Below are 12,985 nucleotides of genomic sequence, written 5' to 3'. Positions count from 1 at the left end.
GACGCCCTCTGTCCGCTGCGAATCATGTTGATGGGTTGATACCTACGTCAATGACGGGAAGGCCTCATACTTGTGCCTGCGATTGTCAAACGCAGGCTTCGTGCCCTCCAAGATATTGACTGCCGACCTAGCCACGTCGAGTTCCGCTATACTCCCGCTACTCACGGTAAAACGCCCGTCGCGTATCTGGCAGTGAATAATCTGATCCGCATCTCCCACGACCGCCAGGTTCGCGTTGTGTGTGACCACTATTGTTTGGCGCCGACCGGCTGCCTCATGGATCGCTGGAACGAGTTTGGACGCGATAGTCTCATTGTCCAGGTTTTCCTCAGGCTGGTCCAACAGAAGCGGCGTAGTACGCTGATCGACCACAAGATAGAAAAGCGCGAGAACGAGGCCCCGCTGCCCGGGTGATAGTTGCGAGAGAGGCCGCCCGTCACCAGTCAGACCGAAGCTGACTTCCAGCCAAGCGAGATCGAACATCCTATTCAGGAATTCTTCGAGAGTAGTTGAGCTGCGCAACGCAGCCCCGGGGTTGCGTAACTCTCCGCTGAGTTCTCCCCTCTCGTGCTCAAGCCGACAGAGTGCCTCAGCGAGTTGCTTCTTAAGTTGTTCCCAGCTCGTGTCTTCGATTCGCTGCGGAAGCCCCCTAAGCCATTCAATGAAATCGCCGTTTCTGCGACCGTCAAGACCCGCGGACACGTCCTTCCAGCTAGGTAGCATGCGAAGTTCTGCACTGAACTGGAGCCCAGCGTTCTTAACGACCTCGGACCGAGCGATGAAATCGGCCGCCGGTGAGTACATACTTTCAACGGCCCGCAGTCGCGCATTGAGCGCTTCGTATATACGCTCCGAACACCTAAGTATCTGCTCACGAGCCTGATCAACTCTAGCCGGCGCATCATTGATGCGACATAGCAACGCCTTGAGGCCCTTATACGACTCGGGCTCATCCTCGTCACCCATAAGGGCGGTAACATGTTCTTTCGACTGAAGTACACGTTGTCGCGCCCGTTCGCGAGCGCTATCCGCAGCGGCGAGCTCACCAGTAATCCCAAGTAGGTCCTTTTCTCGTTCGGCGATTGTATCGCCGAGTTCTTGGTGTCGAACCTCGAGGTTCTGAACTGTTTCTTTGGTTGACGAACGCCATGAAATATATCTGGCTTCGTTGATCGTTAGGCTTACGAGCGTTTCACCCTCGTCTCCGAGAATCGCTTTCACATCACGATTGATTTCGTCAACATCCTCACGGATAGCTTCCGCGCGATGAATCAACGACTCCATGTCGGCTAGTTGTCTTCTCATCTGTGCGCGTTTATGCTCATTTACACGGCGTTGCTCCAGCAGGCGTGACCGTTCTTTCTCAATTTCTTCTGAGCGCTTCCTGCGATCCGCAAGCTCGTCGTCGTCCTTACTCCCTGAATCGATCTCAGCCAACGCTTCCTCGGCTTCACCAACCTTTTTCTCGGCCTCAGTTACTTCCTCCTGCTTGAGCTTAAATCGGTTTTGCACCTCCTCAGCCTTGTTCTCAAAGCGGAAGGTCGTCGCAGCGACGTATTGCCGAACAGCTTCGCTGAGTTCCTTCCTCAGCCTAAGGACGTCGTCGTCAGACGACTGGGTCTTGTGCGCTAGAAGCGCCTCAAACGTCTTCTCGCCCGCTCGTTCGGACTTATCGATATGCGTAAACAATATCGTTCGCAACTCACGTTCAAATTCATCTATACCGTCCGTTCCGGGGTCGATACTGCATACACGCTCAACAAACATCTGTGGCAAGTACTCGACGGAGACGGGCACTGACCCATCATGCCCGTCTGTGAGTCGGACCTTACGAGGGGTAGTATTGGTAGCCCAGACTAGCTCGGTGGTGTAGTCTCGCGCCACTTTCTCGTTCCGCTTGTTCAGAAAACGGGACGCACTCAGGAACGCAAACTCCTTGTTGCGTGACGAGTTCCCACCGAGCGCAATGCAGTCGAGTAACGCCGATTTACCCTGTCCCTTGTTACCCACGACCGCCACAAACCCCGGGTTGAGTGGAAGGTCATGATCGAAGAGGTTACAGTCCTTCTTCTCAGACCTCACACGAACATGCTTAATAAAACGCTCTCGATTCTTCCGAATACGCTCAACCGCTGGAGGCTCAAGGCCAACATAGACACGTCTTTCAAACTCTTCGAGCGCATACGTCAATCCTGCGAAGGAGGGCGTCGTGTTCATCCAGGTTTGACACATTCCAAGGCGCATAGGTTGATCTGAATCCAAGAAGTAGTGGGCGTCACTGCAATCTAGGATCTTGTAGGTGACATTACTCGCGCGCAGTTTTTCTACGTCATCCGACCAGCGTGATGCATCGGGATATGCAGTGAAAAGGAGGCGCGACGAGTTAATTACGTTCTTTTTTGAGGCGATCGACTGCTCGTTCCACTTGATGTCACTCCACTCGGTCTTACCTATCCCGATAAGGGCTTTGCCTCGGAAGTACGGGCCATCAAGCACCTCTTTGACGTCATCGAGCCTGACATTGATGTTATTGAACCCTTCCATCAAGTCACTCCCATATCGTTCGCGCTCGGTAAGTGGCACAGTGTCTTTGATCTTCCGACCAAGATTGCACAATGATTTTTTTGTAATGACTCCCTGCCAATCGACTTCGGCATAGCCTGGCGCCAGAGATATCTTTGGCTGCAAAGCACTTATGAATTGCGCGCTAATTACCTCCACCTCGAGGTTAGGATCGAATATGACGTGGAGATTCACCCGGGACAACTTACTGTCTGTTCCACCGAATTGATCGAGTCGCATCTCTATCACCGGGAAGATTGCTTCAAGGTTCTGAAGCCTTCCCTTCTTTCGTTCCTTGAGTACGCGCTCATAACCGTCGAGGAACCAGTAGTCGTTGATCTCAATAACGCTCATCTCTTCTGGGAGCTTTTCCAATTCACTGATGAACCGTTCCCAGGTCTCGTCATTGTCGGCACCGTAGTGCTGGACTAGTGAGGCGGGCGTATGGACGTGCAAGTCCCAGATCCGCCACGCTGTTCCGCGCCCAGACTCCGCATTTAACTGAACCACATGCTGTCCTTCCGACCGACTCCAATGTCAACCGCCCCGGCAGGACGGCCGCAACCGGGTTGCGAAACGAGATTATCACCAGCCTCGTCCTGACCCCAAAACGACACCCCAGTTCGGCAGCAGTCACGACATTTCACTGTGCCCAGAGCACCCATTTCTGTGGACACGGCCGACCTCACCACCGAGGAGCGTTGGCACGGTCGTCAGCCGTGCTAACGCGGTGCAGTCTGACAACTTCGGGCCGACCCGAACATTCGGGCCAATCGTAGCCTTGCGACCGCATAGGCCACCTAGCCCAGCACACGGCCGCCTGATCGGAACATATCGTGGAACATCGAGGCATCGCGATCACGTGAGGTTGCCAACCACTAACTCGGTCCAGCACAGCCTCCCCTCACGGCATCAGCAAGGATCACCCAGCATCCCGGCGTACCGAACCAGATCTGCTTACAATCTTTCAGACAGACGCTATTTTCTGCATCTTCCACAACCTTTGATCACATCAGAGAAGTTCGTCGTGGCCGCCGGTGCGCGCCAGGATGAGAGTCCCGGCGGCGATGGTGTACAGGAGCAGCCAGTCGGCTGCGATGTGTAGTTCGCGGTAGGCTGCTAGGTTGCCCGTGAACTGGTGATCGCGGTGCCGCTTGAGCCAGTCGGTGCGCCGTTCGGCGACTGCCTGGATCGCACTCTTGAGCGCGTCCATACTGTAGTGCTTGCGTTTAAGCCGTTTCACGTCGCGCAGGAAAGCTGGGCGATAGGCGATCTCCCGGTCATGCACGGTCGATGAGGCCCATCAGCTCGTCAACGTCTCGGACCCTGATAGCCGGTTCCGCCTCTGCCTCGCCAATCGCCTATCACGACTAACCAACCTTCCGCGCCGCAAGCATAACCTCATCATGCTCACTCTCACCGGCCTAAACGCGTATCTGTTCAATAGCGTTTCGCGCAAGAGCGGGACCCTCGACAGTCACTGCGGGATGTGGCGCCTCGCAGTTGTAAGCGTTCTCAACCTCGTGTAGCACCTCTTCAACACTCGTCATGACTTAGCCCTCCTTAACAGGCTGAAATGCGCGGGAATGCCGCAGAAGGCTGAATCCTTATCCTCGCCAGAGGTGCGGTAGTGACCACTCAAAATGCCGCGCAGCAGCCGAACGGTTGCTAGCTGCCGAGTCCAAGGTCATGCAGCGAAAAACTGTTTGCTCACTGCCTGGCGAGTCAAGCCACACAGGCACTCCCCATACCTGCCCCTCCCCGCTACCTGCGCCGGTAGACTTCGCGGCGGTGCCCAACGGCGAGGACCAGGACTAGCAACACACCGTCGTGGACCTCGTAAACAATGCGGTAATCGCCGGTGCGTACGCGCCACTCGCCCCGCCCTCCGACGAGCTTCTTCGCGCCAGAGGGGCGTGGCTCTTGCGCCAGCAGTTCAACCACAGCCTGGACCCGGAGCTGTGCTTGGCTATCCAGTTTGCGCAGTCGGCGCGCCGCCGCGGGGGCTGAACTCGATCCGGTATGTCAAGCCAGCCCGAGGTCCGCCTTGACCTCATCCCAGTGAATCGTGCCGTGTTCGGCAACTTCCGCGCGAGCAACTTCGACCGCCTTAATATCCTCAAGGTCCTCTGCAGCCTGGGTTATGCGCTCAAGGTCCTCCGCATCGATGACCGCCGCAACGCGACGGCCACGGCGGGTAAGGAACACGGGCACATGGTGAACACGAGCGTGATCAATCACGTCTGCAAGCCTGCTGCGCGCACAGGAAACACTAATGTCGACCACATTGCTCAACATACGCGAAAATGGCGGAAATGTACATGTTGCGGCAATGATCCACACCCCTGCGACACCCACACCTCTGCGAACCACGTCTCCTTCCGGGCCAGCCATCGAGGCTTTCCCCCAGTCACACGAGAGTCACGGCCGCGTCATCCCTCGCGTGCGCGACGCAGGGCGTCCTTGTAGTCCGCGGCGGTATCGTGGTACAGGCCGAGGTCGACGGCCTCGCGCGTCATGGCATCCAGAGTGTCGCTACGTTCTTGAGCAGACTGTTGCTGGTACGCGACAATGTCGGCGAGCCGTACCCGGCGGTGCCTACCCGCTGCTGGACGCTCGAAAGGAATCCGGCCGGACTCCAGAAGCTTGACGAGGGTAGGGCGGCTAATACCGAGGAAGTCCGCAGCCTCCTGCGTCGTCAGCACCTGATCCACCGGTGCCACCGCAATCGCCCTGCCTCGCGACATGGCGTCCACGACGTTGCTGAGCACCCGATACACCTCCGCAGGGAGACTGACGGTCTGGCCATCCGACCCAACGAGCGCAACCGGTTCCGTAACCTGCTCCAAAAAGCGGGACAGGTCCAGCATCGGCTCGAGGTCCCCGGGTGGCAGTGTCACCTGCATCTGCGCAGCTCCAGTTGTCATTTCTCAAGCATAACGACAATTCGAAAAAATCGAAACCCCGAACGTGTGCTCCTACTCGTTCGACCCTATCGCCTGCGTCACGGCCCCGCGAGCCCCACCCCGAGCAGGCACCGCTTCCACCCACCCACCCACCGAATCCGACTTTCCCCGAATCCAACCCTTCTTCCCAGGATCTACTAGGCTTATTCCATGGCCATCCTCCTTCCCAGTGTGCAGGCAGAACGCATCCGCAGCGCCGTCGTCGACTATCTGGCCACCACCTTCGCACTGACGGATGCCGAACCCCGCCGCGCCCTGACGGACTTCCTCGAACATCCCGAGCACGGCGTATTCACCGGCCCCTTCGCACGGCTGCGTCTGCCCTACCTACCTTCCGAAGGCACCACCGCCTTGGACTGGACCCCGCCCTTCCCTCCCTACCACCACCAGGAACAGGCCTATAGGCGCCTGACCAGCAAGCCGCTCGGGTCCGCTCACACCAGCCCGGAACCGACAATCGTCACCACCGGCACCGGCTCGGGCAAAACCGAGGCCTTCCTCCACCCCATCCTCGACCATGTACTACGCGCACAGAAAGCCGGAATCACCGGCATCAAAGCACTCATCCTGTACCCGATGAACGCGCTGGCCAGCGACCAAGCCGCCCGGCTCGCGCAACTCATCACCTCAGATCCGGCCCTCGCTCACATCCGCGCGGGTCTTTATACCGGCGACGCCGAAACGACCTCCCCCGGCACCGCATCCTCCCCCGGCGCCACACCGACCCCCACCACCGCGCCAGCGAACACCACCGACGGCACCGATTCTGCCCTGCAGCACCGCGGCACCGCCCTGGAAACCGACCGCCACTCCATCCGCCGCGACCCGCCGGACATCCTGCTCACCAACTACAAGATGCTCGACCAACTGCTGCTCCGCCCGGAGGATCAGAAGCTCTGGGAGGCATCCGCACAGTCCCTCACCTACCTGGTGCTCGACGAGTTCCACACCTACGACGGCGCACAGGGCACCGATGTCGCCATGCTGCTGCGCCGCCTGGGCCTAGCCATTCGCTCCTACCTATCCACCGGCGATCCGAGGTTGGAGGCCTTTACCGCCTCCCCGCTTGGCCCGATCATCCCGGTTGCCACATCCGCCACCCTCGGCGACGGCAGCGATCCCTCCGAGATTCTCGCCTTCGCCCGCGAAGTCTTCGGCTTCCCGCTGCCGCCCGAGGCGGTTATCACCGAAACACGGGTTCCGCTCGGCCAGTGGGCGGAACAGCATAGGCGGACAATCGCTCCGCTCGGCCTCACACCGCGCCGCCTGAACACACTGCAGGCCAACGAGCTCGATGCTCTAGCAGACCTCGCAGAAGGCTCCGCCGCCGATGCCCTGGACCTGCTGCGCGACGTCGTCGGAAAACTGTACGAGGGCGCCACACCCGCCGGTCGAACCGACCCCACCAGTCGAACCGACCCCACCAGTCGAACCGACCCCACCAGTCGAACCGACCCCGCCACCTGTGCCGCGGCCCTCCAAGCCCATCCCGACGTTCTCACCCTCATCGAGGCGGCCCAGCAGGCCGTGCCGGTGTCCACTCTCGCCCGTCGCGTGCTGGGTGGGGCTTTTCTGGAGGATCCAGTACGTGCTCGGCGCGTGCTAGCAGCCGTCTTCGCCGCACTGTCCACCGTGCGTGCCGGGCTCAACGGCACTCCCAACCGGAACGCCGTCAGCGTCGAAATCACCCTGTGGGTTCGCGAAGTAACCCGAATCGACCGCATGCTCTCCACCCAACCCGCCTTCCGCTGGTCAGATGACGTTGCCTCCACCTACGCCGACCTCGAAGAGGATATTCCCGCGCGTCCGGCCCTGTACTGCCGCTCCTGCGGTCGCTCCGGTTGGGGGATCACACTTGCGCGTACCGGACAGGCGGAAAAGCCTGACCACTCGAATGTCCGACGGGACCACCTACTGCACGATTCTCGCTTCCGCGCTCTCTTGCACGCCCCGGGCGAGGATGCCGCCTACTTGACCGCGTTGGCGGACGGCCACCCCAATCCTGCCGAGCGTTTTCCCGGCCTGCGCTGGTACTCGGTCGCCCGCCGGGAACTGCTCACGCGCCGCCCCGCAGAATCGGATACGGAGACCCGCGAGGGCCGCGTTGTTCCCGTGCTCATCCTCACCGGGGCCGAATCCGACATCTCCCGCGACACCAACCGCGACGTCTGCCCCTCCTGTGGCAGCGACGACGCCATCCGTTTCCTTGGCTCTGCCGTCGCCACGCTCCTCTCCGTCAGCCTCACCACCCTTTTCGGGGACGACGCTTTGGACTCCGCGGAGAAACGCACCCTCATCTTCACCGACTCCGTGCAGGATGCCGCCCATCGCGCCGGTTTCGTGGACCAGCGCTCCCACACCATCAGCCTGCGTTCTGCGCTACGCGGCGCACTCGATAACCCAATGCCGCTGGATTCCTGGGTGGAGGCCACAATAATCGCCGCATCCGATCCTTTCGACCGCTACCGCCTGGTTCCCGCCGACCTCGCCGAACATAAACAATTCAAACCCTTCTGGGATTCCGGCGCCTCACGCAAGCGCCGTCGCACCGCCGAAGAATACGTGCGCCGTCGCCTCCTCTTCGATGCATCGCTCGAAGTCGGTCTGCAATCCACCTACGGGCGGACCATGGAGGCAACCGGTTCCATCGCCGTACACGTTGACGCCGGAAGCTCTGCCCAGATCGCCTCCATCGCCCGCGAAACGCTCAGTGACGACGACGGAGGCCTCCTCCCCGCCTTCACCGACCTACCCGAAAGCAAGCTGCTCGCCTGGGTGCGCGGAACACTTGAACACATGCGCCGCGATGGAGCCATCGACCACGAATGGCTGCAACGTTACAAGGAGGACGACGGCGCACGAGTGTGGATCTGGTACAAACGCAAACGCGAGCAGGGGCAGCCCGCCTTTCCCGCCGGGCGTAGTGCACCCGCATTTCCGCAAGTCGGAGGCGCACCGAACTCGAAGCGCTCCAGCTTCACCCCCGTGACCTCGCCGAAGTCCTGGCATGCCATCTGGACTCGTAAGTGCCTGCAGGTCAGCCCGCAGCATGCGGCCAGGCTCGCAGGCAACCTACTCAAAGGCCTGGCGCAGGCCGGTGTTCTTTCCACCACCGCAACCGCGAGTGGCGGCACGGTGTACGGCATTCCGACTGCCCGCATCATTGTGTCTCCTCTGAAGGAGGAGCCTTCCACTACCTCTCCGCTGGAGAAGAAACCCGCCACTACCTCTCCCCTGGAGGAGTCTTCCGAACGCCTACTACTGGTCTGCGACACCTGCCGCAGCCAACTGCCCTCATCGTCCACCTCCTCGAGACAGTTAACGGGGGCACCGTGCCTGACCGCAGCCTGCCCCGGGCATCTGGAAGGCACCGAGCACGCGCACACCAGCTTCTACCGGCAGCAATACGCCAGAAACCGGGTACGGCGGGTGGACGCCCACGAGCACACCTCGCTCCTTACCCCGAAAGAACGCAACAGAATCGAAGAGGGCTTCAAACGCGCCGAGCAGAATCCCGGCGATCCGAATGTCCTCGTGGCAACACCCACCCTGGAAATGGGCATTGACATTGGCGATCTCTCCACGGTATTGCTCGGCTCACTGCCGGATAATGTTGCCTCGTATATTCAGCGGGTGGGAAGAGCCGGGCGGCGGAACGGCTCGGCACTCGCCCTCGCATATGTTCCGGGGCGGAGCAGCCAGCTGCCGCTGTTGGAGGATCCGGCACGATTGTTGAACGGCGCGGTGGAGCCACCATCCACCTATCTGGGCGCAGAGGATATCCTTCGGCGCCAGTTCATCGCCTCCGTACTCGACTCAATGGCGCGTTCCGGTGATCCGGCGATCCCCGGAGGGGGAGGCCACCGCCCGACAGCCCGCGCCGCACTTGAATCCAGCTCTCGTGAGTCGCTGGTCGGCTCCATACTCAATCGGATTGAGAACGACGGAGCCACGTTGGCATCCGCTTTTGCCGCCACCTTCGAAGGCGGCGGCTCCGATACGGGCGGGCGGAACGGCAACGGCGCCTCCCTCACCGCCAGCAACACGGATTCGTCCGCTAGCCCTACCTTCACGTCGGATCTCTCCGAATCCTCTAGCATCGCCGCTGGTACGGCGTCCGCTTCGGACTGGGCAGTCGCTCCTGCCCTGGAAAACGGTAGCCTCGGCCGTCTCATTGCCTGGGCCACCGAAGACCACGCGGCGGGGCCGCGGCGCCTGCTGGAGCGCGCCGTCGCCGAGCATGCCAACGAAGAACGCCTGCTTTACGAACAACTCGACCAAATCAAGTCCGCCTTACCCGAACTCATCGAAGCGGCCGATCTTCCCAACGCTACGGAGGAGGATCAGCGGGCCGTGCGTGCGGCACGCGGTGCTTATCAGGCCGTAGGTGCCCGGCTGAGCGATCTGAATGAGGAACACTGGGTATCGGCACTCGAACGCCACGGGATTCTGCCCAATTATGCACTGCTAGACGATACCGTCCGCCTGGCGGCGCGGATATCGTGGCGCGATCCGGATAGTGACGAGATGCGGACAGAGCCCTACGATCTGGACCGCTCCTCCGCCAAGGCGCTGGCCGAGCTCGCACCGGGCGCCACCTTCTACGCACACGGCATGGAGATGCAGGTGGACGGCGTCGACCTTTCCGGCATCTCCGGTGAGGCCGAGTGGTGGTTCTGCTGCTCGCGCTGCGGATACGTCCATACTGAGCGCGCACAGGAACACGTGCCGCAGGCTCCCACCCACTGCCCACGTTGCGCCGACACCCGCATTGCGGATATCGGCCGTGCCCGCCGCGTTCTGCGCCTCACCCGCGTCTTTGCCGATATTTCGCGCGACGACGCCCGTATCAGCGATACCCGCGAAGACCGCCTGCAGGCCCGCTTCGAAATCCTGCCGTTGGCAGACTTCGACCCGCAGCGAGCGGAAGAGCAATGGGCCTCCGATAGCGGCTTTGGCCTGATCAGCTATCGGCATCTCATGCTGCGCTGGCTCAATACCGGACGCCTCGGCGGCGGGCAGGGCAACGATCAGGTGGCGGGCATCGAAATCGCCGCCACCGGCTTCCGGCTGTGTGAGGCGTGCGGAAAGCTGGACACGGAAACGGGGCCGAATAACCCGCGGGAGCATCGGCCGTGGTGCGAACATCGCAACTCCCGCACGGAACACATCGCACAGGTCGATCTCATGCGCTCCCTCGAAACCGAAGCGCTGGCTCTTATCCTCCCGCCGTCATTCGCAACGAACCGCACCGGCACGGCCTCACTGTGCGCCGCACTATTCCTCGGCTTGCGGATCATCACCAACAGCGTTCCCGCCCATCTCAACGTTGCCGTCGTTCCACACCCCGTGGCCGATGGAGAACCGGGAGAAACACGGCAGGCCGTCCTGGTGCACGACGTCGTACCGGGAGGCACCGGTTATCTCACGGATCTGACGGGTCCGAGTAGGCTCTGGAATCTCCTCGTCTGCGCAGGTACACATCTGGAGAATTGCGATTGCCGCCACGAGAATAAGCACATGTGCCACCGCTGCCTGCTGCCCTTCGCAGTCGGCGGTGATGTTTCGCGCGCCGCCGCAATAGACGCAATCCGCCGCATTCTCGGCCTTGATAAAGACGAAACGATTTCTTCTCTTGACCCCGGCATTCCTCAATGGGGAATCACACGGGGCGCCGAGGTCCGCCAGACGGCCAGTGCCAGTCCGTTGGAAGATCGCCTACGCGATGAGTTGTGGCGCCGACTGGCCCAGGTGACCGACGTCGAACAAATTGCGCATCACTCCGGAGCACCTGCGCTCAATATTGATGGCGGGCGATGGAGAATTCAACCCCAGCTGGACACCGGTGGCTCTCGCCCCGATTTCACCTGCTTGCCTTCAGTTGAAGCCGCGCGGATTGCCGTGTTCTGCGACGGGTGGGAGTATCATGCCAGCCCGCGGCACAATCGGCTTGCCGACGACGCCGCCAAACGCGAGCACCTACGCGCCCGTGGCTACCGGGTTGTGGCGGTGGCTGCCGCAGATTTGGACCGAGCCTGGGATCCCCAGTGGCTTATTCAGGGCGCAAAACTGCTGCGAACAGACGGCTCGAAATATGCGGCCCGCGCTGGCGCGGTTACGGATAAGGCCATTGACACGTGGCAGGGCGGTCCCGTTGCCCTGCTCACCGAGATGTTGTTGGACGCCACCGATCATGATCGTGACCACGAAGATAATGCGCGCAGTGCCCTGGCCGACGCCGTGTGGGTACCGCTGCTTGTACACGCTCAGCAGGCGTATGCGCAGGGCGGGAGCGATGGCATGCGTTGGGAGCAGTCTGCGGACGCGGCAAGTGATGTGCTGCAGCAGGCTCTGAATGCACTGTATCCCGCATCGCCCGATGCACAGGGCAGGGCGGGCGATGCTGGAAGTGCAGATACCGGGTCTGTATCCTCAACAGGCGCATCTGCTGTAACCACTAGCCACTCACCTGCCACTAGGCGCACACCTGCCCCCGCCCGTACCTCCGCCGTCGGCACGTCGGTGCCAGCAGGCACGCATACTGCGGCCTCCCCGAGCAACCACACATCGGCCTCGGTATTCCTCTGGCCACATCTGGCGCTTGCCGTGCAACTGCGGGGCAAGTCCACCGTGGCCATGGCGCTCGTGCTTGATGATTCCCGCGAGGCAATCGCCTCCGCAGATCACCGCGATGCCTGGCTGACTTGGCTGCGACTGGGCAATGTCCTGCCGCTGGCAAACGCACCCGTCACCGTGACCACGGTGTCCGGTGCGCGGCAGAAGCTCGCCGACAAGCGCCGTTTCACACCCCAACACCAGTTGGCTTCGCAAGATCTATTCGCGGGCGACCACAGCCTCGCTTCGCAGCGTCGGGTCTTTGCGGATCAGCAGAGCGGAGTGCCGCAGCACACTGGGCCCCTGGAAGAAACCGCGACCTCGGAGCCCATCGCGGCTCCCGAGCGGACCGGGGGTCCCGAATGGGCTGGGGGTCCGGAATGGGCTGGGGGTCCGGAGCGGGCTGGGACTCCGGCGCAGTCTGCCATCGATGAGCAGTATGGGCCCGAAGGCACAACCGTTACTGGTCAGACCCTTGGCCTATCAACGCTTGAAGCACTCGAATGGAATCGTGTTGACCCCGAGCTCACCGACCCGCGCATCTTGGACCTCTTGCCCCATCTGGCGGCTCGCGGCGTCCGGCATAGCGCCGATGGCGAAGAGATCGCTGGCGGAATAATGGCCGACCTCGTCTGGCACGAGCAGCGGGTCGCCGTCGTCGTCGACGATGCGGAGGACGATGCCGCCGCTATGCGTGCTGCCGGCTGGCGCGTTGTCTGCACCGGGCCCGATCCACAACAAACAGCTGCACAAGTGGCCCAGTTGTTGACGCACGAGGCCTAGCCGAAGCATCGCACGTAACGGCATGTACCGCAATCAAAACTGAAAACGTGTCGGAAGCG

The 12,985-nt window shown here is 61.3% G+C and carries 7 protein-coding genes; 1 reads left to right on the top strand and 6 read right to left on the bottom strand.

What is annotated here, in order from left to right; translation table 11 throughout:
- Window positions 1-42: 42 nt before the first annotated feature.
- The 6 genes from DDD63_RS02905 to DDD63_RS02885 all read right to left on the bottom strand — a co-directional run bounded on the left by DDD63_RS02905 (window position 43) and on the right by DDD63_RS02885 (window position 5,489).
- Window positions 43-3,072, bottom strand: coding sequence for a TrlF family AAA-like ATPase (locus DDD63_RS02905; RefSeq protein WP_108715108.1), 3,030 nt, complete (start codon window positions 3,070-3,072; stop codon window positions 43-45).
- Window positions 3,073-3,574: 502 nt separating this feature from the next.
- Window positions 3,575-3,850, bottom strand: coding sequence for a type II toxin-antitoxin system YafQ family toxin (locus tag DDD63_RS02900; protein ID WP_108715107.1), 276 nt, complete (start codon window positions 3,848-3,850; stop codon window positions 3,575-3,577).
- A gap of 136 nt (window positions 3,851-3,986) precedes the next feature.
- Entirely contained in the window at window positions 3,987-4,112 is a 126-nt protein-coding gene (locus DDD63_RS13085; protein ID WP_276308090.1) for a hypothetical protein, read from the bottom strand.
- Window positions 4,113-4,326: 214 nt separating this feature from the next.
- The gene (locus tag DDD63_RS02895) at window positions 4,327-4,506 is read right to left on the bottom strand and encodes a type II toxin-antitoxin system RelE/ParE family toxin (RefSeq protein WP_346426229.1); all 180 of its coding nucleotides are present in this window, start codon (window positions 4,504-4,506) and stop codon (window positions 4,327-4,329) included.
- Window positions 4,507-4,587: 81 nt separating this feature from the next.
- Entirely contained in the window at window positions 4,588-4,803 is a 216-nt protein-coding gene (locus DDD63_RS02890; protein ID WP_240611368.1) for a type II toxin-antitoxin system prevent-host-death family antitoxin, read from the bottom strand.
- A gap of 191 nt (window positions 4,804-4,994) precedes the next feature.
- The gene (locus tag DDD63_RS02885; RefSeq protein ID WP_108715106.1) at window positions 4,995-5,489 is read right to left on the bottom strand and encodes a helix-turn-helix domain-containing protein; all 495 of its coding nucleotides are present in this window, start codon (window positions 5,487-5,489) and stop codon (window positions 4,995-4,997) included.
- A gap of 189 nt (window positions 5,490-5,678) precedes the next feature.
- Between DDD63_RS02885 and DDD63_RS02880 the strand changes: the two genes are divergently transcribed.
- A complete protein-coding gene (locus DDD63_RS02880) occupies window positions 5,679-12,926 on the top strand; it encodes a DEAD/DEAH box helicase (protein WP_108715105.1) in 7,248 nt (2,415 codons plus the stop codon).
- Window positions 12,927-12,985: the final 59 nt, after the last annotated feature.

Source organism: Actinobaculum sp. 313, assembly GCF_003073475.1.
Classification (GTDB): domain Bacteria; phylum Actinomycetota; class Actinomycetes; order Actinomycetales; family Actinomycetaceae; genus Asp313.
The sequence above is the reverse complement of the archived record's forward strand: the minus strand, read 5'-3'. Positions and strand labels throughout refer to the sequence as shown.